Source organism: bacterium (genome assembly GCA_031082185.1).
Lineage (GTDB): Bacteria > Sysuimicrobiota > Sysuimicrobiia > Sysuimicrobiales > Humicultoraceae > VGFA01.
This window is the reverse complement of the sequence record JAVHLI010000002.1, coordinates 288171-309291: the sequence shown is the minus strand read 5'-3', so window position 1 is coordinate 309291 and position 21121 is coordinate 288171. Positions and strand designations below refer to the sequence as shown.

The 21121-nt window shown below is 67.4% G+C and carries 23 protein-coding genes; 19 read left to right on the top strand and 4 right to left on the bottom strand.

All coding sequences use genetic code 11. The features are described from left to right. The 8 genes from RDU83_03870 to RDU83_03835 all read left to right on the top strand — a co-directional run. The coding region (locus RDU83_03870) for a hypothetical protein (protein MDQ7840150.1) at window positions 1-652 on the top strand (652 nt) is incomplete at its 5' end. Window positions 653-737: 85 nt separating this feature from the next. After that, complete coding sequence (locus tag RDU83_03865; GenBank protein ID MDQ7840149.1) at window positions 738-1700, top strand: phosphate/phosphite/phosphonate ABC transporter substrate-binding protein; 963 nt, start codon at window positions 738-740, stop codon at window positions 1698-1700. A gap of 77 nt (window positions 1701-1777) precedes the next feature. After that, window positions 1778-2548 (top strand): phosphonate ABC transporter ATP-binding protein, encoded by a 771-nt coding sequence (gene phnC, locus RDU83_03860; GenBank protein ID MDQ7840148.1) that lies wholly within the window; start codon window positions 1778-1780, stop codon window positions 2546-2548. Window positions 2549-2603: 55 nt separating this feature from the next. Further along, window positions 2604-3770: a phosphonate ABC transporter, permease protein PhnE gene (gene phnE / locus RDU83_03855; GenBank protein ID MDQ7840147.1), complete on the top strand. Its 1167-nt coding sequence runs from the start codon at window positions 2604-2606 to the stop codon at window positions 3768-3770. 74 nt (window positions 3771-3844) lie between these two features. Continuing rightward, complete coding sequence (locus RDU83_03850) at window positions 3845-4519, top strand: YggS family pyridoxal phosphate-dependent enzyme (GenBank protein MDQ7840146.1); 675 nt, start codon at window positions 3845-3847, stop codon at window positions 4517-4519. 66 nt (window positions 4520-4585) lie between these two features. After that, window positions 4586-4978 (top strand): cell division protein SepF, encoded by a 393-nt coding sequence (locus RDU83_03845; protein ID MDQ7840145.1) that lies wholly within the window; start codon window positions 4586-4588, stop codon window positions 4976-4978. 37 nt (window positions 4979-5015) lie between these two features. After that, window positions 5016-6068, top strand: coding sequence for an S-methyl-5-thioribose-1-phosphate isomerase (gene mtnA, locus RDU83_03840; protein ID MDQ7840144.1), 1053 nt, complete (start codon window positions 5016-5018; stop codon window positions 6066-6068). Further along, window positions 6065-7414: a glycosyltransferase family 2 protein gene (locus RDU83_03835; GenBank protein MDQ7840143.1), complete on the top strand. Its 1350-nt coding sequence runs from the start codon at window positions 6065-6067 to the stop codon at window positions 7412-7414. Before mtnA ends, RDU83_03835 begins: the two co-directional genes overlap by 4 nt. Here RDU83_03835 and RDU83_03830 read toward each other — a convergent pair. Further along, the gene (locus RDU83_03830; GenBank protein MDQ7840142.1) at window positions 7396-8382 is read right to left on the bottom strand and encodes a glycosyltransferase family 4 protein; all 987 of its coding nucleotides are present in this window, start codon (window positions 8380-8382) and stop codon (window positions 7396-7398) included. The genes RDU83_03835 and RDU83_03830 overlap by 19 nt on opposite strands. A 391-nt stretch (window positions 8383-8773) precedes the next feature. Here RDU83_03830 and ileS point away from each other — a divergent pair, with 391 nt between their 5' ends. The 8 genes from ileS to RDU83_03790 all read left to right on the top strand — a co-directional run bounded on the left by ileS (window position 8774) and on the right by RDU83_03790 (window position 16007). Continuing rightward, window positions 8774-11947 (top strand): isoleucine--tRNA ligase, encoded by a 3174-nt coding sequence (gene ileS / locus RDU83_03825; GenBank protein ID MDQ7840141.1) that lies wholly within the window; start codon window positions 8774-8776, stop codon window positions 11945-11947. A gap of 84 nt (window positions 11948-12031) precedes the next feature. Next, on the top strand, window positions 12032-12532 hold the full coding sequence (locus RDU83_03820) for a TraR/DksA C4-type zinc finger protein (protein MDQ7840140.1): 501 nt from the start codon (window positions 12032-12034) through the stop codon (window positions 12530-12532). Between the two features lie 47 nt (window positions 12533-12579). Next, window positions 12580-13029 (top strand): signal peptidase II, encoded by a 450-nt coding sequence (lspA, locus tag RDU83_03815; GenBank protein ID MDQ7840139.1) that lies wholly within the window; start codon window positions 12580-12582, stop codon window positions 13027-13029. A gap of 4 nt (window positions 13030-13033) precedes the next feature. Next, on the top strand, window positions 13034-13804 hold the full coding sequence (locus tag RDU83_03810) for a prolipoprotein diacylglyceryl transferase (GenBank protein MDQ7840138.1): 771 nt from the start codon (window positions 13034-13036) through the stop codon (window positions 13802-13804). 5 nt (window positions 13805-13809) lie between these two features. Continuing rightward, window positions 13810-14802, top strand: coding sequence for an RluA family pseudouridine synthase (locus RDU83_03805; GenBank protein MDQ7840137.1), 993 nt, complete (start codon window positions 13810-13812; stop codon window positions 14800-14802). Then, window positions 14799-15362, top strand: a complete 564-nt coding sequence (pyrR, locus tag RDU83_03800; GenBank protein MDQ7840136.1) for a bifunctional pyr operon transcriptional regulator/uracil phosphoribosyltransferase PyrR — start codon at window positions 14799-14801, stop codon at window positions 15360-15362. Before RDU83_03805 ends, pyrR begins: the two co-directional genes overlap by 4 nt. 77 nt (window positions 15363-15439) lie before the next feature. Continuing rightward, on the top strand, window positions 15440-15667 hold the full coding sequence (locus RDU83_03795; protein MDQ7840135.1) for a type II toxin-antitoxin system Phd/YefM family antitoxin: 228 nt from the start codon (window positions 15440-15442) through the stop codon (window positions 15665-15667). Then, complete coding sequence (locus RDU83_03790) at window positions 15645-16007, top strand: type II toxin-antitoxin system PemK/MazF family toxin (protein ID MDQ7840134.1); 363 nt, start codon at window positions 15645-15647, stop codon at window positions 16005-16007. Before RDU83_03795 ends, RDU83_03790 begins: the two co-directional genes overlap by 23 nt. Before the next feature lie 4 nt (window positions 16008-16011). On the opposite strand, the gene RDU83_03785 is transcribed toward RDU83_03790, so the two are convergent. From RDU83_03785 to RDU83_03775, 3 genes are all read right to left on the bottom strand, one after another. Further along, window positions 16012-16506 carry a hypothetical protein gene (locus RDU83_03785; GenBank protein ID MDQ7840133.1) on the bottom strand — a complete coding sequence of 165 codons (495 nt, stop codon included), beginning with the start codon at window positions 16504-16506 and terminating at the stop codon, window positions 16012-16014. A 93-nt stretch (window positions 16507-16599) separates the two neighbouring features. Then, window positions 16600-17298, bottom strand: a complete 699-nt coding sequence (locus RDU83_03780) for a radical SAM protein (GenBank protein ID MDQ7840132.1) — start codon at window positions 17296-17298, stop codon at window positions 16600-16602. A gap of 254 nt (window positions 17299-17552) precedes the next feature. After that, entirely contained in the window at window positions 17553-19274 is a 1722-nt protein-coding gene (locus tag RDU83_03775; protein MDQ7840131.1) for an NFACT family protein, read from the bottom strand. Between the two features lie 85 nt (window positions 19275-19359). Here RDU83_03775 and RDU83_03770 point away from each other — a divergent pair, with 85 nt between their 5' ends. From RDU83_03770 to RDU83_03760, 3 genes are read left to right on the top strand one after another with little or no spacing between them, the layout of a single operon-like run. Further along, window positions 19360-20250: a YicC/YloC family endoribonuclease gene (locus tag RDU83_03770; GenBank protein ID MDQ7840130.1), complete on the top strand. Its 891-nt coding sequence runs from the start codon at window positions 19360-19362 to the stop codon at window positions 20248-20250. A gap of 22 nt (window positions 20251-20272) precedes the next feature. After that, window positions 20273-20539 (top strand): DUF370 domain-containing protein, encoded by a 267-nt coding sequence (locus RDU83_03765; protein ID MDQ7840129.1) that lies wholly within the window; start codon window positions 20273-20275, stop codon window positions 20537-20539. Window positions 20540-20552: 13 nt separating this feature from the next. Next, on the top strand, window positions 20553-21089 hold the full coding sequence (locus tag RDU83_03760; GenBank protein MDQ7840128.1) for an AAA family ATPase: 537 nt from the start codon (window positions 20553-20555) through the stop codon (window positions 21087-21089). Window positions 21090-21121 lie beyond the last annotated feature (32 nt).

Genomic DNA, 21121 nt, shown 5'->3' with positions numbered 1-21121 from the left:
CGCGGCTCGCGACGACGCGGCCGCGCCCCGCGCAAGGCCCAAGGTGACCTCCGGGAGGACCGAGCGCATCGAGACGCCTCGGGGTCGCATCTACGTGGTAATCAACGAGGATGAGCTGGGCGTCTGCGAGGTGTTCGTGCATTCGCTCGACGTCGAGGCGGAGGCAATCGGCCGCATGGCCTCGCTTGCGCTGCGCGGAGGGATCGACGCCCGAGAGGTGATCGAGCAGCTCTGGCGCGTCCAGAGCACCGAGGTGGCGTTTGACCGCTCCGCCGACGGCACGGTGGTGCGCGTCTCGACGATCGCGCAGGCGGTGGCCCTGGCGCTGGGGCGGGCGCTCTACGGCGATGGGTTCCGGCCGGACAAGGTCTTCCCGCGCGCCGATGTTCTGCCGATGCCGGGCCCGCGGGTCCGCCAGGAGATGCTCCGGTTCGCTCCTCCGCCGGTTGTCCCCGCGCCCCCCGGGGAGCCGGTGCTGGCCCCGGTGACAGGAGGCAACGGAGGGCACGAGGACGGCCGCCACGAGGGTGGCCGGTCGGCCGAACGGGGCGTTGCGCTGACATTCGTAGGCGTCTGCCCCGACTGCGGGGCGTCCCTGATCCGCGAGAACGGTTGCGCGAGCTGCCGGCAGTGCGGGTACGCTAAGTGCTGACGGGCACCCGGGCGCCCGCCCGTACGGTCGTTGTGCTATTCTGGGCGTGAACGAGATGGAGCGTCCCGCGGGAGGAGGATGGAAAGTGAACAGAACCGTGCGATTCCTGACCGTTGTTCTCATCCTGGCAGTGGCATTGGGCACGGGTGTCTGGTCCCCACAGCCCGCCGCCGGCCAGACAAGTCTCGTGCTGGCGTTCGTGCCCTCGGTGGACGCGGGCCGGGTGCTGGCCACGGGCAGCACGCTGGCCAGGATGCTGGAGGTGGCCACGGGCTACAGGGTCCGGGCCGAGGTTCCCACCAGCTACGCCGCGACGATCGAGGCGATGTGCGCGGGAAGGGTGGACATCGCGTTCTTCGCGACGTTTGCCTACGTTCTGGCCAACCGCCGGTGCGGGGCAGAGGCCCGTCTGGTCAGTCTCCGGCAGAACAAGCCGTTCTACGTCGCGCAGATCCTCTATCGCGCCGAACTCAACGCCAAGACGCTGGCCGACCTGCGCGGCAAGAAGTTCGCCTTTGTAGACCCGGCCTCGGCGTCCGGCTATCTGTTCCCGGCCGCCCTCCTCAAGAAGAACGGGATCGACCCAGATCGGTTCTTCAGCCAGGTCGTCTTTGCCGGAGGACACGACAGGGTGGTGCTGGCGATCTATACCGGCTCCGTGGACGCCGGCGCGACGTTTGGGGATCCTGACAACCCGGTCTTCGAGGCACGCGAGCGCGTGGTCGCGCAGTACCCGGACGTGCGGGACAAGGTGAGGGTCCTGATGTACACGGACCCGATTCCCAACGACACCGTCTCGTTCCGCCGCGACCTCCCCGATGAGGTCAAGGATAAGGCCGCGAAGGCGCTGTTCCGCATCGCGGCCACCGCGCCTGGCCGGGAGACGATCTTCGCCCTCTACCAGCACGAGGGGTACGCCGATCTGGCCGCGCTCCAGGGCACCCACAAGATGCCGAAACTGAAGACCATGGACGACTTTTTCCAGCCGGTCAGGGATGCGGCGAAGCTCCTTGGCCTGGACCTCGAGCAGATGATACGGCCCAGGTAGCGGGTCGCGCGAAGCACCGGATGGCAACGGACGGAGGAGAGGATACGCCGCTCTCCTCCGTTTTGTGAGGTGGAGTGATGCGTGGAGCGGCGGTGAGGATCGAGAATCTCACCAAGATCTACCCCGACGGAACGCGGGCGCTGAACGGCGTGAGCTTCTCGGTGGAGCCCGGCGAGTTTCTCATCATCATAGGGCTCTCCGGGTCCGGGAAGTCCACGCTGATGCGATGCATCAACCGGCTCGTGGAGCCGACCTCAGGCAAGATCTTCGTAGACGACGTCGAGGTTACGGCTCTACCGTTAGACGAGCTGCGCCGCATGCGCCGCCAGATCGGGATGATCTTCCAACAGTTCAACCTGGTCAAGCGCTCACCGGTGATAACCAACGTGCTGTCCGGGCGTCTGGGGTACGTGCCGCCGACATGGTCGCTCTACAACTACTTCCCGCGCGGCCTGCGCGAGCAGGCGATCGGACACCTGACCACGGTAGGCATTCCGGAGAAGGCCCACACGCGGGCCGATCAGCTCTCCGGCGGCCAGCAGCAGCGGGTGGGGATAGCCCGGGCGCTGATGCAGGACCCCAAGTTGATCCTGGCCGATGAACCGGTGGCCAGCCTGGACCCCGCGACCTCGCACTCGGTGCTGCGGTACGTGGAGGAGCTGAACCGCCGGGACGGCATCACGGTGATGTGCAGCCTGCACTTCCTGAGCTTAGCGCGGCGCTACGGCACGCGGCTGATCGCCCTCAAGGCCGGCGAGATAGCCTTCGAGGGCCTGCCGGCGGAGATTGACGAGCAGCGCTTCAAGGAGATCTTCGGAGAAGAGGCGGTAGAGGTCGAGATAGCGTAGGCCGGCATCGGCCGGCCCGCCGGTCGCCTGGCGGACGCCTGCGAGAGGGAGCAACATGGGACCCAACACCAAGACACCGACTCCGCGCGCGCCGGAGGTCCCGCGGCCGGGCGCCGGGGCGCTGCGTGTCATCCTGTGGTTGATCTTCGTGGGCGTGATCTACGCCTACGGCTGGCAGGTCACCCAAATCAACCTGGGCGAGCTGGGACGCAAGGCCTACCTGATGAAGCCGCTGCTCGCCGATCTGATCCGTCCCGACCTGATTGAACGCCGGCAACGCGTGCAGGTCGCGGACACCGGGATCGGCCTAGACGGCGCCGCGGCCCCGGCTCCTATGGAGGCCCGCGGCCCCGGACGAATCACGCTGAGTCCCACGCAGGCGGCGATCGGCGCGCGTGTGAACGTTTCAGGCGAGGGCTTTGCGCCGTCGCGCCCGGTTGACGTCATCTGGTTCGATCAGTCCGGCGTAAAGGTACATCTCACCAAGGCGAGCACCGATGCCTCGGGCCGGTTCCAGGCGGCCGTAATGGTTCCCAACGTCATCGGCACGGAACACCACATCATGGCCCAGGTCGGCCTGGAGGGCACGACGCTGGGGCCCAGCAACGCGCTGCGCCTGACCCTGTTCCGGATGGTTGAGACCGTGTTTCTGGCCCTGATGGGCACCACCATGGGCGTGGTCCTGGCTGTGCCGCTGTCGTTCCTGGGCGCCAAGAACCTGATGGCGCGCAACCCCATCGGGATCTTCGTCTACTATGTGATCCGCACCGTGTTCAACATTGCCCGCTCGATTGAACCCCTTATTCTGGCCACGGTGTTTGCGGTGTGGGTCGGCATCGGTCCCTTTGCCGGCGTACTGGCGTTGGGGATCCACTCGATCGCCTCGCTGGGCAAGCTGTACTCGGAGCAGATCGAGTCCATAGACCCAGGGCCGATCGAGGCGATCACCGCAACCGGCGCTTCGATGCTGCAGGTCGTGCGCTACGCTGTCGTGCCCCAGATCGTGCCGCCATTCATCGCGTTCACGATCTACCGGTGGGACATCAATGTGCGCATGTCCACGGTGATCGGGTTCGTGGGCGGCGGCGGGCTCGGCTTCCTGCTGATGCAGTACATCAACCTGCTGCAGTGGAAGCAGGCGGCCACCGCGGTTTGGGCTATCACGCTAGTGGTGGCCGCGATGGACTACCTCAGCGCCGTGGTGCGCGAAAAGGTCGTCTAGCACGCCACCTTGCGGCCGCAACCCACCGCAGGGATTCCCTGCCTCCTGCCGAATAACGCCGTGGCGTGACTGGCATGGAGGAACGGTACAGGGCGGTCGTGGACCGGATCGCCCGCGCAGCCGAACGGGTCGGGCGTGACCCGGCCTCGGTGACGCTGATCGGCGTAACGAAAGTGGTCGACGCGGCGCGGGTGCGCGAGGCCGTGGCCGCGGGGCTCCGCGACCTAGGTGAGAACCGGGTCCAGGAGGCAGTTGTCAAGATCGAGGCGGTCGGCCCAGGGCCGCGCTGGCACCTGATCGGCCACCTGCAGCGGAACAAGGCAAGGCCGGCCGTGGAGCAGTTCCAGGTGATCCACTCCCTCGACAGCCTCCGGATCGCGGAGGCAGTGGATCGGGCGGCAGGTGAGGCCGGCCGGCGGGTCTCGGTCCTGATCGAGGTGAACGTCGCCGGCGAGGCCACCAAGTACGGGGTCGCTCCCGGCGCGGCGGTGGATCTGGTCGGGCGGGTGCTCGCGTGCAGATCCCTCGACCCGATCGGGCTGATGACGGTGGCGCCGCTTGTCGATGACCCGGAGACGGTAAGGCCGGTCTTCCGGGAGTTGCGGGCGCTGCGGGATCGCCTGCGGGATGGGGTGGCGGGGAAAGCGTTCTGCGAGCTATCAATGGGCATGTCGGGCGATTTCGAGGTGGCGATCGAGGAAGGCGCGACCATGGTACGTATCGGGCGCGCCCTGTTCGGCGATCGGTAGTCCAAGGCCACGGGAGAGGCCGGATCCAGGGAGGGAGGAGAGAGCGGGAGGTGTGAGGTGAGCGCGATGCAGAGGTTCTGGTCGTTCCTGGGTTTTGCCGAGGAGGACGCAGTCGCCGCACCGGGCGAGGACGGGGAGGCAAAGCACCGCCACGCGCCGGTGTTGAGCCTGCACGCGAATCGGCAGATGGAGATCGTTGTGCTGGAACCGCGCAGTCTCGACGATGCCCTGGCCGCGGCGGAGTGCCTGAAGGCCCGCCGACCGGTCATCGTCAATCTTCGGGATGCCGAGCGCGACCTCGCCAGGCGGATCGTGGACTTCATCTGCGGCGTCACCTATGCCGTGGACGGGCAGATGCAGCGCGTGGGCGAGGAGATCTTCCTGTTTGCTCCCAACACCGTTACGGTTACGGCCGAGAGTGCGCGCGACGAGCCGCATGCCCTCTTTCCCATGACCTGACGGCGCGCCGTCACCCGCTTTCCCGCAGCAGGCCGTTATGCCTGAGACCGTATGGCTGGATGACCGGCTGGTGCGTCTGGTGGACCAGACGCTGCTTCCCCACGATGTGCGGGTGGCTTCCTGCGCCACGCCCGATGAGGTGGCCGCTGCGATCCGGGATCTCCGCGTGCGTGGAGCTCCGGCGATCGGGGTGGCGGCGGCATACGGCGTCGCCCTGGCCGCGGCCTGCGCCGCCGCGCTCCCGCGTGCCGATCGCTCTCACGCGATGGAGGCGGCCGGGGCGGTCTTGACGGCGGCCCGCCCCACGGCCGTCAACCTGCGCTGGGCAGTGGAGCGGATGCTGGCGAAGGCGCGGGCGGCTCAGCAGGAGGACGGCGCCGCCTTCGCCGCGCTGCTGCGCCGCGAGGCCGAGGCCATTGCCGAGGAAGACCGCGCCGCCAACAAGGCGATAGGCCGCTGGGGCGAGGCGCTGATCCGCCCGGGCGAGCGCATCCTGACCTACTGCCACACCGGAGGGCTGGCGACCGCGGGGTATGGGACGGCCTTCGGCATCCTGCGGGCGGCCCACGAGGCCGGCAAGGGGATCCATGTATTCGCGTGTGAGACGCGCCCGGTGTTGCAGGGCGCCCGCCTGACCGCTTGGGAACTGCTGCAGTACGGCATCCCCTCTACGCTGATTACGGACAACGCGGCCGGCGCGCTGATGGCCGGCGGCGCGTTGGACCGCGTGATCGTGGGCGCCGATCGGATCGCGGCCAACGGCGACGTTGCCAACAAGATCGGGACATACACGCTGGCGGTGCTGGCGCGGGCCCATGCGCTGCCGTTTATCGTGGCCGCGCCCATCTCGACCGTGGACCTGGCCTGCCCGGACGGCGCCGCGATCCCGATCGAGGAGCGCTCTGCCGCTGAGGTCACCCATTTCATGGGCTGCAGTATCGCACCGGAGGGCATCGCTGTCCGGAACCCGGCCTTCGACGTCACCCCGCATGACTTGGTCACCGCGATCGTCACGGAGGCCGGTGTCGCGGCTCCCCCGTTCGACCGCAGCCTGGCCGCGCTTGCCGGTGCGGCTGATGGGAGCGGATGATGCGCATGCGGCCGGCCACCGCCCGCCACCTGGTGCTCGCCACCCTCGCTGCGGGCTGGATCGCCCTGGTGGCAGTGAGCATCACCTACAGGGATGCCCTTTGGTTCCGCTACTACGTCGTGGATCTCGTCTGGCTGCAGTACCTGTTCCTGGTGCTGGCCATCTTCGGGGGCGCCGTGCTGCTGCTCGGGGTGGCGACCCGCCGCCCCTCCCCCGGGAGGTGGCCCGTCCCTCCGTCGGTGAGCATCATCATCCCTGCCCAGAACGAGGTCTGCGTCATCGAGGGCTCGGTGCGCTCCGCCTGCGCACAGTCCTACGACGGCGAGATCGAGGTGGTCGTCGTGGACGATCACTCGACCGACGGCACGCTCGAGTTGCTCGAGCGCCTTCAGACCGAGCTGCCGGTCAAGGTGGTGCAGACGGTGCCGGGGAGCATCGGCAAGGCCGCGGCGTTGCTGGTCGGGATTGCGCAGAGCCGGGGCACGCTCCTGGCGGTCTTTGACTCCGACGCGCGGCTGGGCCCCGACGTGATCGCGCAGATGGTCCCGCACCTTGCCGATCCGCGCACCGGCGCCGTGCAGGGCCGCCGGCTGGTGCACAACCCCGGCCGCAACTGGCTGACGCGCGTGCAGGCAGACGAGTACCGCGTGTTCCAAACGCTGCTGCAGCGGGCGCGACAGGCCGTGGGCGCCTTCGTCTGCCTGGCCGGCAACGGCCTGATCGTGAAGCGCGAGGCCCTGGAGGATGTGGGCGGCTGGAACGAGGAGGCCCTGACCGAGGACATTGACCTCAGCGTGCGGCTGGCGCTGCGCGGGTGGGAGATCCGGTACTGCTACGAGGCGCAGGTGTGGGAGGAAGGGGTCGTCGGGCTGCGTGATCTCATACGGCAGCGCGAGCGGTGGTTCGAAGGCGCCCTGCTCTGTCTGGGCGACTACCTGCCACAGATTCTCCTCGGCCGGGTCCCACTGCTGCGGCGGGTGGACATGCTGTTCTTCCTCTCGGGAGCCCTGCTGAGCGCGCTGGCGGTTCTCACCGGCTACCTCTACGCGATGATCGGCCTCGTGTACGAGGCGGTTGTCTACCTCCAGCTCCCCCGCGCGGTAATGGCGGCCGCCTCAGGTCTGCTGACGGCCGGCATGCTCACCGCGATTACCGCTGAGGTAGGGTTTTCGCCGTGGCGTCTGGCCGGCGTTCTGGTGCGGTGGACCCTGTTCTCGTTCCACACGATGGTGATCGTGCCGTTGGCCATCCGCCGGTACGTCTACGGCGCGCTGACGGGCGCTCGGGACTGGCGCAAGACCAGCCACGAGGGCGCGCGCCCGCAGCCCTACGACAGCCGCGCGTAGATCTCAGCGAGCCGTCGCCCAACCTGCTCAAGCGAGTGCGCCGCGGCGAACTGCCGCGCCGCCTCGCCCAGATGCCTCGCCAGGTCGGTGTCACCGGTAAGGCGCCGCAGGTGGGATGCGAACCCGTCTGGGTCCTTGGCCATCAGACAGTTGACGCCGTTCCGGAAGCGGCCGGTGAAGCACTCGGAGTCACGCAGCACCAGCGGGCGGCCGCACGCCGCGGCCTCCAGGATCGCGATCCCTTCGTTTTCCACGGCGCTTGGGAAGAAGAGGATGTCGCCGGATGCGTGGGTTTCCTCCACCTTATCCACATAGCCGGTGAACCGCACGTTCTGCGGAGCCGTTTCTACCACGCGCAGCGTTTCGGGTTTCACCGCTTTGTGGATACGGCCGAACCACGCGAACGTGAGGTCAGGGAGAAGGCGCGCGGTCTCGCAGAACAAATCCACCCCCTTGCGCAGCAGCACCAGTCCCACCGAGTAGGGCACGGTGCCCCGCAGGCGGTACCGGCCCCGCCCCAGCGACCGGGCCCGGCGCAACGACTCGAAGCGGCGCAGGTCCACCCCGTTGCTGACCACCTCGATAGGACGGTCCACCTCGTGCCGCCGCAGTACCTGCTCGGTGTAAGGCGATGGTGCGATGAGGAGGTCGGCCTTGTTGTAGTAATGGGTGAGCAGGCGTCCCAACATCGGGGCCAGCGCGTCGCTCATGACAAAGGAGTTGGCGAAGTCCTCGGCCGTTGTGTGGCCGTGGATCACAACCGGCCGGTGACCGCTGTACTTATCGGCCAGGTAGAACGACCTCGGCCCGATCGTGTGCAGGTCCAGGATGTCAAACGGCTCGGAAGGGTCGCTCGTGACCGAAACGCCGACGGCCCGCAGCGCCCGCACCTGGTTCTCGTAGGCCTGGCGGATGCCGCCGCTCCAGGAAGAGTCCTGGCTGTGCTCGAGGTAGAGGCAGACCTTCACGAGGCTCCCCGACCGCACGTGACAGTCCTAGTGGGTGGGTTCGCCGCGGCCCCCGGTCTCCCTGCACGGCCGCCCCACCGCTGGACGCGCGCTTGCGGACCGTGCTACACTACCGCCACATTTGGCGATGACGGGGACGGGATGGCGATCCCGCGCGCGAGCGAGCTGGGAGATGGTGTGAGCCCAGCGGCGCGGACGCCGCTCCAGATCACCCCCAAGCCGCGGCCCGAACGGATCGTCCGCGTAGGCGCCGCCGGGGACTCCGCCGAGATCGGGAGCTGGAGCGCCGGCCGAGCGGCGAGATTGATGCCGGCCGGAATCAGGGTGGTACCACGGGTGCATCCCGTCCTTGAAGACGGGATGCTTCATTGTTGTTAGGGGGACGGTTGCGATGCCGCGTTTTGCCGCTGTGTCTTCGAAGACGGACTTCCCCGCGCTCGAGCGGGAGATCCAGGATTGGTGGCGCGAGCAGGGGATCCTGACGCGCTACCTCGGCCGCAACGAGAACTCGCCGCGCCGCTTCTCGTTCCTGGACGGCCCAATCACCGCCAACAACCCGATGGGCATACACCACGCCTGGGGCAGGACCTACAAGGACCTGTTCCAGCGCTACAAGACGATGCGGGGGTTTAGGCAACGCTACCAGAACGGCTTCGACGGCCAGGGCCTGTGGGTGGAGGTGGAGGTCGAGCGCGAGCTGGGCTTCCGCACCAAGCGCGACATCGAGGTCTACGGAATCGCGCCGTTCGTCGAGCAGTGCAAGGCCCGCGTGCAGCGCTTCGCCGACCTGATCACCCAGCAGTCCCTACGGCTGGGCTACTGGATGGACTGGGATCACTCCTACCACACGCTTTCGGACGACAACAACTACACGATCTGGCACTTTCTCAAGAGGTGCTGGGAGCGCGGGATGATTCACAAGGGCCACGACGTGATGCCATGGTGCCCGCGCTGCAGCACCGGGATCTCGGAGCACGAGATCGTGACGGAGGGCTACCGTGAGCTGACGCATCCGGGGATGACGGTAAGACTTCCGCTGGTGGACGAGCCCGGACGGTCGCTGCTCGTGTGGACCACGACGCCCTGGACGCTCACCAGCAACGTCGCCGCCGCGGTCCATCCCGATCTGACGTACGCGCGCGTCAGGCAGGGGGACGAGGAGTACTACCTCTGCGAGGGCGCGCTCGGCATCCTCTCAGGCCCGTACGAAACCGTCGAGGCGGTGCCCGGGGCCGCCCTGGTGGGCCGGCGTTACCGCGGTCCGTTCGACGATCTGCCGGCGCAGGCAGGGGTGGAGCACCGGGTGGTCGCCTGGCGCGAGGTCAGCGCCGAGGAAGGCACCGGCATCGTTCACATCGCGCCGGGATGTGGCGCCGAGGACTTCGCCCTGGGCAAGGAGCACGGTCTGCCGGTCCTGGCTCCGCTGGACGAGTTCGGGGTATTCGCAGGGCCCTACGGCTGGTTGGAGGGGAAGCCGGTCTACGAGGTCGCCGGGCCGATCGAGGCCCATCTGCGCGCGGGCGGCCTGCTCTACCGCGTCGAGCCCTACACCCACCGGTATCCGGTGTGCTGGCGCTGCGGGAGCGAGCTGGTATTCCGCCTGGTGGACGAGTGGTTCATCGCCATGGATCCTGTGCGCGAGGCCATGATGGATGTGACCCGGCAGATCCGCTGGATCCCTTCCTTCGGGTTGGAACGCGAGATTGACTGGCTGCGCAACATGCACGACTGGATGATCAGCAAGAAACGCTACTATGGACTGGCCCTTCCGATTTACGAATGTGGGGCCTGCGGCAAGTTCGAGGTCATCGGTTCGCACGAGGAGCTGCGCGCTCGGGCGGTGGAGGGGTGGGAGGCGTTCGAGGGCCACTCCCCGCACCGGCCTTGGGTGGATGCGGTGCGGATCGCATGTGCCTCCTGCGGGGCGATTGTCTCCCGCATCACGGACGTGGGCAATCCATGGCTGGACGCCGGCATCGTGTCATTCTCAACGCTCACCGATCGCAACACCGGCGGGGTCTCCTACGTGGGCGATCAGCGGTACTGGCGCGACTGGTTCCCGGCCCACTTCATCACCGAGGCGTTTCCCGGGCAGTACCGCAACTGGTTCTACTCACTGCTCGTGATGAGCACCGTGCTCGAGAACCGACCGCCCTTCGAGGTGTGCCTGGGCCATGCCATGGTCCGCGGCGAGGACGGCCGCGAGATGCACAAGTCGTGGGGCAACGCCATCGCGTTCGAGGAGGCCGCCGACAAGATTGGTGCTGATGTCGCGCGCTGGGTGTTTGCGGCGCAGAACCCTGCCGCGAACGTTAACTTTGGGTACGGGCCCGCCGGTGAGGTCCGCCGCCGGTTCATCCTACCCTGGTGGAACGTCTATGCTTTCTTCGTGACCTACGCTTCGCTGGAGACCCTCGATTTCGCCGCGATGCTGGAATCGCCTCCGCCGCCGGGCCTGCTCGACCGATGGATCCTCTCCCGGCTGGCGCGTTTGGTGGCAACGGTGCGCGAGCGGCTGGACGAGTTCGATCCCGCGAGCGCGTGCCGCGCGGCGGAGGCGTTCGTGGAAGAGCTGTCCACCTGGTACGTTCGCCGCAGCCGCCGGCGGTTCTGGAAGAGCGAGGACGACGCGGACAAGCGCGCGGCCTACCACACGCTGTACGTGGTGTTGCGCGCGCTGGCGCGGACCCTGGCGCCGTTCGTCCCATTTCTTACCGAGGCCATGCACCAGAACCTCGTCCGCACCGTGGAGGCGGGCGCGCCCGAGAGCGTGCACCTGTGCGACTACCCCGAGAGCGATCCGTCTCTCCTGGACGCCGATCTGGAGGCCGCGATGGCCGTTGTGCGCGGCCTCGTCAGTCTGGGGAGGGCGGCGCGCGGCGCCGCGAAGATCCGCGTGCGCCAGCCGCTCTCCGCGGTCCTGATCGCATCGCGCGACCGGAACCTGATTGAGCGGCCCGAGCTGATCGAGCTGCTGGCGGATGAGCTCAACGTCAAAGCGGTCCGCTTCGTTGAAGATGCTTCGACCTATGTGCGGCACGAGGTCAAGCCGCGGTTCGACCGGCTGGGCCCCAAGCACGGCGGCAGGGTGCAGGCGGTGGCCGCGGCCCTGCGGGCATTGCCGCCAGAGGCCGCGGCCGCGACGCTGGCCTCAGGAGCTGGGCTCACGCTCCAGGTCGAAGGCGAGCCCCTGGTTGTGGAGCCGGACGAGGTGGAGGTCAGACTGCACACGGCGCCGGGGTACGCGGCGGAGGCGGCCGGCGGCCAGGTCGTCATCCTTGAGACCGCCGTGGGTCCGGAGCTGGCGCGGGAAGGCCAGGCGCGCGAGCTGGTGCATCACGTCCAGCAGCTCCGCAAGGAAGAGGGCCTGGACGTCAGTGACAGGATCGTTCTGTATCTCGAAGGAGGTCCGGAACTCGAAGAACTGCTGGCAGCGCACGGGCAGTACGTCCGGGCCGAGACCCTCACGCAGGAGGTCGTACACGTAGTGCCGGCGACCGTGCCTGCCCGGGAGGTCCGGCTGGACGGCCTGAGCATCCGGATGGCGGTGGCTCGTTTCACATAGGGCGGCCCGTGCCCTTGCCAGCATCAGGGCGGTCGGGTAAGATATGCCCGGTTTTCATCCCTGCGCATTGAGGGGAGATGGCGAATGGCCACCAAGCCTGCCGGCCGGCCGAAGAAGAACCCGGGGCGGACTGCAAAGGCCGGGGCGCGCAAGAGCCCGGTGCGGCCCAGCGTGTCACGCGGCACCAGGCAGAAGCCGGCCCGACCCCTCACCCGGCGAGAGGTGGAGGATCTCCGCCGCTTTCTCGAGGCCGAGCGGGTGCGCCTGAGCGAGGAGCTGAAAGCGATCGAGGAGCGCCTGCCCGAGGTTGAGCAGGTGGGATTGGACTCCGGCGGCAGCTACGACGAGGATCTGGTAGATGTCGCGAGCGACACCTTTGAGCGCGAGAAGGGACTCGCGATAGAGAACAGCGTGCATCAACTACTGCGCCAGGTCGAGGAGGCCCTAGTTCGCGTCGAGGGAGGATCCTACGGGATCTGCCAGATGTGCGAACAGCCCATCCACCCCGACCGCCTGCACGCCCTGCCCTACGCCCTGCTCTGCATCCGGTGCAAGGAGCGCGAGGAACGATCGGCCCCCCGGTAGCGCCTGCGAGTCCATCCCGGGCGGGCGCCAGGCACCAATCCTGGGTTGTGCTCTTCGGCGCCGCGCTGCTGGTGGCCGCGGCCGACCAGGGGGTCAAAGCGCTGGTCGTGCGCGCCCTTCCTGCTTCGGCCAGCATTCCCGTTCTCCCAGGAGTGCTCAGCATAACCCACGTGCAGAATCCCGGCGTGGCGTTCGGCCTCCTCAGTGGGATATCGCCGGTCGCATCAGCGCTCGTCGCCTTGACCCTGTTCTTCCTGGTTCTCTACAATAGAGGCCGCTGGCTCGTGACCCGTGCCGCGGGCGGCGGCTTCGCGCTGATGGCAGGCGGTGCCTGCGGCAACCTGCTCGACCGCGCGCGGCTGGGGCATGTGGTAGACTACCTTGACCTGCACGTCTGGCCGGTGTTCAACCTGGCCGATGTGGCAATCGTTGTTGGCGCCGGGCTCCTGTTGCTGGTGACGGCACGCGAGGGCCGGCAGGCGCAATCCCGGAGGTGAACGAGTGCGGCCGATCCTGTACGATCTGTGGGGCATCCCGATCTCGGCGTTTGGTGTCTTCCTGTTGCTGGCGTTTCTGGTGGCGATCAGCGTGGGCCGCGGCAGCGCCCAGCGGCGGCTTGGGGTCGACCCGAACTGGACGTTGGACCTTGCGCTATACGCGATCATCGCCGGGATCGTGGGCGGCCGCATAGGGTACATAGCCGCCAACCTCGGCCAGTTCATCGTAGAGCCCCTGAAGATGGTCACGATTTGGCGCGACGGCGGGCTGGTCTATTACGGTGCGCTGGCCGCGGCCCTGCTGCTGGTTCGGGTAGCCGTCCGGAGCAAGCAGATCTCGTGTGCAGGCCTGCTGGACGCCTTCGCGCCCGCGCTTGTGCTGGGCTACGGCGTCGCCATGATCGGCGCGCTCCTGCACGGCCTGTTTGCAGGCAGGCCGACAGGGGTTCCCTGGGCCATCGAGATGTTCCTGGAGCAGCGGCACCCGACGCAGATCTACCTGATGCTGGCATCGGTGGCGATCCTGGTTATCCTGCGGGCTCAACGCGGACGGCAACTCGCCTCCGGGGCCCTGTTTGTGCTGGCGCTCTTCCTGCAGGCGGTGGCCCGGTTCGCGGTGGACTTCTTCGTCGAGGGGCCCGCGGTGATCGGCCCGCTGACCGCCGGTCAACTGGCCAGCGGCGCCGTCGTGCTGGTGACCGCGGTCCTACTGGTTCGGTTGCAGCGTCAGGCGCCGGTCATCCCGCCTGAACCTGCGGCCGAGGCGCCGGCGTAGGCGCTGTGCCACCGGCCGCCCCGGGTTCCATCGGGCGGCACGTGTTTCTCGTCGAGGCGTCGGCCGCGGGCCGGCGTCTCGACATCTATCTGGCGGAGCGGATGCCCGAGGTGTCCCGCGCGCGCCTTCAGGCGCTCATTGCCGCCGGGCATGTCGTCGTAGTCGGGGCAGGGACCTCTGGTGGGGCGGAGACCTCGCCGGGTCGCACACGACCGGCGGACCGGGTGCGCACGGGCGACCGGGTCGAGGTCGTGATCCCGCCGGTCGTCCCCACGGCCCTGAAGCCCGAGCCCATCCCTCTCGCGGTTGCCTACGAGGACGAGCACCTGCTGGTCGTGGACAAGCCGGCCGGCATGACGGTCCATCCCGGCGCAGGTCGGCAGACCGGCACGCTGGTCCACGCCGTGCTGGCCCACTGTCCTGACATGGCCGGGATCGGCGGCGAGCACCGGCCCGGGATCGTGCACCGGCTGGACAAGGACACCTCAGGGCTGCTGGTCGTGGCCAAGAACGATTCCGCGCTACGACGCCTCCAGGCCGAGCTCCAGGCCCGGCGCATCCGGCGTGAGTACCTGGCCCTGGTGCACGGCAGTGTGGCGCGATCGGAGGGAACGGTGGACGCGCCGATCGGCCGTGACCCGCGACACCGCACGCGCATGGCCGTTGTGGCCTCGGGCCGGCAGGCCGTGACGCACTACCGGGTCACCGAGCGCTTTCCCAGGGCCACGCTGCTCGAGGTCCGGCTTGAGACCGGCCGGACCCACCAGATCCGGGTGCACTGCGCGCACATCGGCCACCCGGTCGTGGGCGATCCGGTCTATGCCAGGCGGCCCAACCCGTGGGGGATGCGGCGGCAGGCGCTGCACGCGCGCCGGCTTGTGTTTGCACATCCGGTTAGCGGGCACGAGATGACATTCGAAGCGCCGCTGCCCACGGACCTCGAGGCCGCCCTGGGGCTGCTGCGCATCGCGGTAGGAGATCCAGGAGGTGTGCGATGAGCCCGCCGATGCGCGAGAAGGCCCGCGTGCTGGACGCCGAGAGCATACGGCGGGCCGTGGTGCGAATGGCCCACGAGATACTGGAGCGCAACAAGTCCCCCGAGCGCCTCGTGCTGCTGGGCATCCGCACCCGCGGCGTGCATCTTGCCGCGCGCCTGGCCGACGCCATCGGGACGATCGAGGGCGTGCGGCCGCCGTCCGGGGATCTCGATGTTGCGCGGTACCGGGACGACCGGCCCGCGGATGACAGTCAGGTCACGCAGACGGCTACGATTCCGTTCCCGGTGGCCGGCTGCAATGTCGTGCTGGCGGACGACGTGCTGTTCACCGGGCGGACCGCACGGGCGGCGATGGACGCGCTGATTGACCTGGGCAGGCCGGCCAGCATCCAACTGGCGGTGCTGGTGGACCGCGGCCACCGCGAGCTGCCGATCCGGCCGGACTATGTCGGTAAGAACGTGCCGACGAGCGCGCGGGAGCGCGTCGCGGTGCGGCTGGTGGAGACGGACGGCAGGGACGAGGTGGTGATTGAAGAGCCGGAAGGGGTCGGGGAGGGCTAGGAGAGGGCACCATAGGCGGTTTGACCGCTCTGCAGATGTTGGCTATACTTATGGCTAGAATCAATGGGAGGACGGTCATGCGATTCGCCAGCGTAGCGGAGGTCAAGAACCAGTTCTCTATGTATCTGGCCCGGGCCAGGAGGACGAAGGAGCCGATTGTTGTGACCCACTACGGCAAGCCGTGCGCCCTGATCCAGGCGATCACGGAGCCGGATCTGGAGGGCCTGGGGTGGAGCCAACTCGCCGAAGCTCGTCTCCGGGAGGCCTGGGAAGGGGAGGACGATGGCCTCTACGACTACCTATAGACAAGGTCAAGTTGTGGTTGTGGAGGTTCCCTTTTCAAATCACTCCGGCGCGAAACCCCGTCCCGCACTGATCGTCAGCACCGAGGAGTTCCACAAGGGCCTTCCGGACGTGATGGCCTGTCCCATCAGCAGCCAGCCGCGGTACTATCGGCGCCCCGGGCAGGGCGACTGCCCTGTTCGAGAGTGGCAGGCCGTTGGACTCCGGCACCCCAGTACCGTTCGGGTCTCCAAGCTGCTCTCCGTTGACAAGCGGATCATTCGGAGGGTCCTGGGGCGTCTATCCCGGCAGGACTTCGCGCGGGTGGAGGCAGTGCTGCGGCAGGCCCTCGACCTCGGATAGTCCCTTACTTCCCTGATTTCCGGGTTAGGGTGAGCCCATATCTCCAATGACACTGGAACCCTTCGGGATGGACATATCTTGAACTGCCTTCTCCGCTGACGTGTTCATTGGTGTAAACGGTCAGCCTCAAGGCGTTCGTCGCGGACCCGCCCTCACTATCGACTGTAGCCGTATTGGAGAGGACAAGCTCGTTTCCCGACAACGCGCCCTTGAAGGTGCACATGGAAGCCGGTTTGCAGACCCTGCCCGATACGAAGACAAGAGTGTACCCTTTGGCACCTTTGGTGATGGTACATGAGCCCGAGGCCGGACCTCCAGCAGGACACACGCCCCTCACACTCGGCGTCGAAGAGACATACTTCCAGGTCCCTGTGATGTTGATTAGTTTAGGATTGATTGGCTTGACAAGGGGGGCCGTAGGGATCTCCTGGGCAACAGCGTAAGAAACGATCACCGACAACAAGACTGCAAGAACGAAAGCGGAGACTTTCCTTCTCATGTCAAGCCTCCCTTTTCAGTGTCAGCAAACCGCTGCCGGATGCATGGAGACCTACCCCTATTCCCCTCTTCGTTTCAATCTGCAATGCTCCCTTCACAATGCCACCTGACTTCCTTGCATGGAGGCGAGTCTCTGTCTGGTCCGGCGAAAGAAGTCGTCAGTGAGTTTGTCTTCCAAGCCGTATTTCCGGTATACCCAGTCAGCATAGTGATAGTTCATTCGATCAATCAGAAGACAGTCAACCTTGCCTTTGAGCAGTTCTCCGAGGCCTTCTGCCCCGGGAAGCATCGGGGCAATCATGGCATAAGTCCTAATGCCGGCTCGGTGCAATACCTCCAGTGTCTCTATCCTCTCGTTCACTGGTGGTGCCTGGGGTTCGAACAGTCTTCTGATATCATCGTCTGCCGTAGTCACCGAAAGACCAACCTCGAAATCCCTGCCTGCCTTCAAGATGTCTATATCTCGCAAGACCAACGGAGATCGGGTTTGGACTACAACCGGCCAATCATTCTGGGCCAGTATCTCCAGGCATTGCCTGGTCAACTTGTATTTCGCCTCCAGGGGTTGATACGGATCACATACTCCACTTACCCAGACCCTTCCCGGCTTCTTCTTGTGTATCTCTGTTCGCAGTAGGACGGCAGCGTTGATCTTGGCATCAACGAATTCACCCCAGGGTTCGCCGTGTCCGGTGACCCTCTTCATGAAACGGGCGTAGCAATAGGAACAGGCATGCTGACAACCAGTGTAGGGATTGACGGCATAGTCGTAGACCTTGGATAGGGAGAGGATGGATTTTGCTTGTACTTCCTTGACGATAATAGCCGGTTAGCCTCCTTGGCTACGTGCCATCCTCTTAGTCCATAGTACTCCTTTGACCTGCTCCCCCGAGTCTGGTCCAGGCGATCATGGAGCGGGATCTGGAGGGCCTGGGGTGGAGCCGACTCGCCGAGAACTTCCACGCCGCTCTCCGTTGACAAGCGGATCACTCGAAGGGTTCTGGGGCGTCTATCCCGGCAGGGCTTTGCGCGGGCGGAGGCAGTGTCTCAGTGGGTGGAAGGCCGGGGGGGCAGACCCGGCGCCACCGCAAGCGTCCGTTCGCCGCTGTAGTGTACCTGGCCGGGCCGGCCGCCCCGGATGCGGCGCACGAACCGGCGCTTCGTCACGTCCACCGGTACGCGCGTGGCGGACCGGCCGTCGCTGTAGTAGGCCGCGATCCGCGCCGCGGCCAGGACCGATTCCTCTCCCGGCTGCCCGCGCGCACCTGTTAGGATCACGTGTGCGCCCGGCATACCCCGGGCGTGCAGCCAGAGGTCGTCCGGGCCGGCGACCTCGAAGGTCAGGTGGTCGTTCTCCCGCGCGCTGCGGCCCACCTGGACCCGCAGGCCGCCGGGCAGGTCGAAGGAGCGGCCGGAGGCGACCGCCCGCGGCCGTCCGGCAGGCCGCGCCCGCTTCCTGACGCCGGATGAGATCAGGTCCTGCTCGACCTCCCAGAGATCGTCCGCGTCCTCCGCCTGAGCGATCGTCGTGGCGGACTCCTCGAGGAAGGCGCGGTCGGTCTCCAGTGCGGCCTGCCGTTCCGGCAGGCGCCGGCGGGCCGCGGCCGCCTTCGCGTAGCGCTTGAAGCAGGCCTGGGCGTTCTCCACCCCGGAACGCGTCGGGTCCAGGGGGATGCTCACCGGCCGGCCGTCGAATCCCGGTACCTCCAGCACCGCGGCTCTGGGCGCGATCTGCGAGAGGTACGCCAGAATCAGCTCACCTTGCTCCCGCAACCGGTCGGCGCCTTCGGCTTCCTGCGCGTCCTCGGCCACGGCGGCCAGGGTGCGGTGAAGACGATCCAGTGCCTGCCGGACCGTTGCGGCAAGTCCCTGGCGTGTCTCCTCGAAACGTGCCCGCCCGACTGCGCTTTGTGCCACCGCTTCCACGGCTGCGCTCATCGAGGACCGCTCCGGTTGCAGGTGTTCCAGACTGACCATCGGGAACGGCGCGTACGCTGCCGGCGCGCCGTCCGGACCGCGGTACAGCACCGGGTCGAACCTTGCCGCCGCGACCGCGGATCCGATCGCGTGCAGCGATGACGCCACCTTGACCGCGGCATCCTCATCCAGCGGACCATCAGGAGCCGCGCCGGCCCTCACGCAGGCTTCCCACGCCAGGGCAGGACCGATGCCTGAGACCGCCTCGAACACCGCGCGCCAGGCAGGCCGATCCCCTCGTTCGGCCAGCTCGACCGCGGCGACCGTTACTGGGGTAGGCCGCATCTGCGGGGGGGGGGTGTAGGGCCGGTGGGGAAGGACCTCGCGCACGCGCGACCGGTCCGGGCCGATCTGCTTGAGCGCGCCCACGATGACACCGCCGGCGCAGAGGATCAGGTTGGAGTGCCGGCCCATGATCTCCGCGATCAGGTCGTAGGGACCTTCGAGCGTTTCAAACGTGCAGGTGAAGATTCGCTCGAACTCCACAGTTGCGACCGCCGTCAGCCGCGCTCCCTCCAGCCGGCCGCGGACGAGCTGCGCGAATGGAACAGGGGCCGCCGGTTCGAGCGCCTCCACTAGGTGGACCCGGCCGAAGCGGGGGTGCGTTGAGAGCAGCAACCTGTGGGTTCGGCCGCCGGTGCGCAGCGCGAGCGCCAGGCCGTTCAGCCCGGAGGGGAGGACCTGTTGAAGCCGCGCGCCCACCAGATCCTGGCACTCGGAGACGACCGCGGCCAGGACCACGCTGTCGAAGGACGAATGAGGAATGACTGTTCGGGGCGCGGTTGTACCCATGCCGGTGCCACGATACAACCCCCACCGTCCTCTCGCAAGCCCGTGTGGGTTCCCAGGGGCAGGAACGGTCTGCGGACGGGCCGAAGTGAAACGCGTGATCCGCAGCATGACCGGGTTCGGGACTGCCACCGCCGATGTTGCAGGCGGGCGGTTCACCGTGGAGATCAGGTCGGTGAATCACCGGTTCAGCGAGGCCCAGGTGCGTCTCCCGCGCGACCTCGGTGCGCTGGAGGAACGCGTGCGCGCGCTGGTAACAGAGCAGATCCGCCGGGGCCGCGTTGAGGTGATGATCTCACGCGACGAGGGCACGCGCCGTCCGCGCGCGTTTCGCGCCGATGTGGATCTTGCCGCTTCCTACACGAAGGCCCTGCGGGATCTGGCAGCAAGTGTGGGGGTGAGCGGAGAGATCAGCTTGGCCCAGCTCGCCGCCCTACCTGATGTGCTGCGCCTGGAAGAGGACCGCGTAGAGGTGGAAGCGTTCTGGCCCGCGCTCGAATCGGCGGTCCGGGGCGCAGTTGGGGCGCTGGTGGGAATGCGCATGGCTGAGGGCGCGCGGCTCGCCGAGGACATTCTGGCCCGCGCACTCGCGTTGGAACGGACGGCGGAGGCGATCGCCGGGCGGAGCCGTGGGGTGGTGCAGGCCTACCGAGAGCGGCTGAGTGGGCGGCTGGCCGAGCTCTTGGGCGATACGCAGGTGGACGAGGCCCGGATCGCCGCTGAAATCGCGGTCTTCGCGGATAGGAGCGACATCACCGAGGAGCTGACGCGGCTGCGCAGCCACCTGGAACAGTTTCGCCAGGTGGTGACCGCGGATGATGGCGCGGTGGGACGGAAGCTGGAGTTCATCCTTCAGGAGATGGGCCGCGAGACCAACACCGTAGGATCCAAGGCCAACGACCTGGAGATCACCCGCGCCGTGATCGAGATGAAGGGCGAGATCGAGAGTCTGCGCGAGCAGATTCAGAACATCGAGTAGGAAACGGAGCCGGCAACGCGAGATGGAAACCCGCCTGATCAACATAGGTCACGGCAACATCCTGGCCGCCAACCGGATCGTGGCCATCATCAGCCCCGACTCGGCGCCGGTAAAGCGCATCGTCCAGGAATCCCGGGAGCGCGGGAGCTTGATAGATGCGACCTACGGCCGCCGCACGCGTTCCGTGGTGATCACGGACAGCGGTCACGTGGTGCTATCGGCGGTACAGCCGGAGACGCTGGCCAACCGCTACGCCGCGCGCGAGGCGGGCGAGGACCCGGCCGAGTGAGGCAGCCCCAGTCGTGATCGTTGCCATCGGCGGACCCATCGGTGTGGGGAAGAGCACGGTGGCGCGCGGGCTGGCCGAACGGTTGGGGATTCCGTGCGTCTCGGCCGGCGGCGTCTTTCGGGAGCTGGCGACCCGGCGCGGGGTTTCGGTCGTAGAGCTCAACCGCATGGCAGAGGGCGACCCGTCCATTGACCGCGACCTCGACCGGCTGCAGGCCGAGTTGGCCCGATCCGGGCCGTGTGTCGTGGAGTCGCGCCTGGCCGGGTGGATGATAGAGGCCGACTTCAAGGTGTGGCTCGACGCGCCTCTGGAGGTCCGCGCGGCCCGCGTGGCCGGACGGGAAGGAAAGGACGCCGGGGAAGCCCGCGAGGAGTTGCTGGTGCGCGAACGCAGCGAGTGGTCGCGCTACAAGACCCTCTACGGCATTGACCTCGCCGACCGTGCGCCTTTTCACCTGGTCGTGGACACGAGTCACTGGAGTCCCGAGGTCATTGTCGAGGCCCTGGTTCTGCTGTCGCGCGGGCTGCGCGCGGTCTCCGAAGCGAGATGATGCGCGGCTGAAGCCGCGCTCCTGGTGCCGGC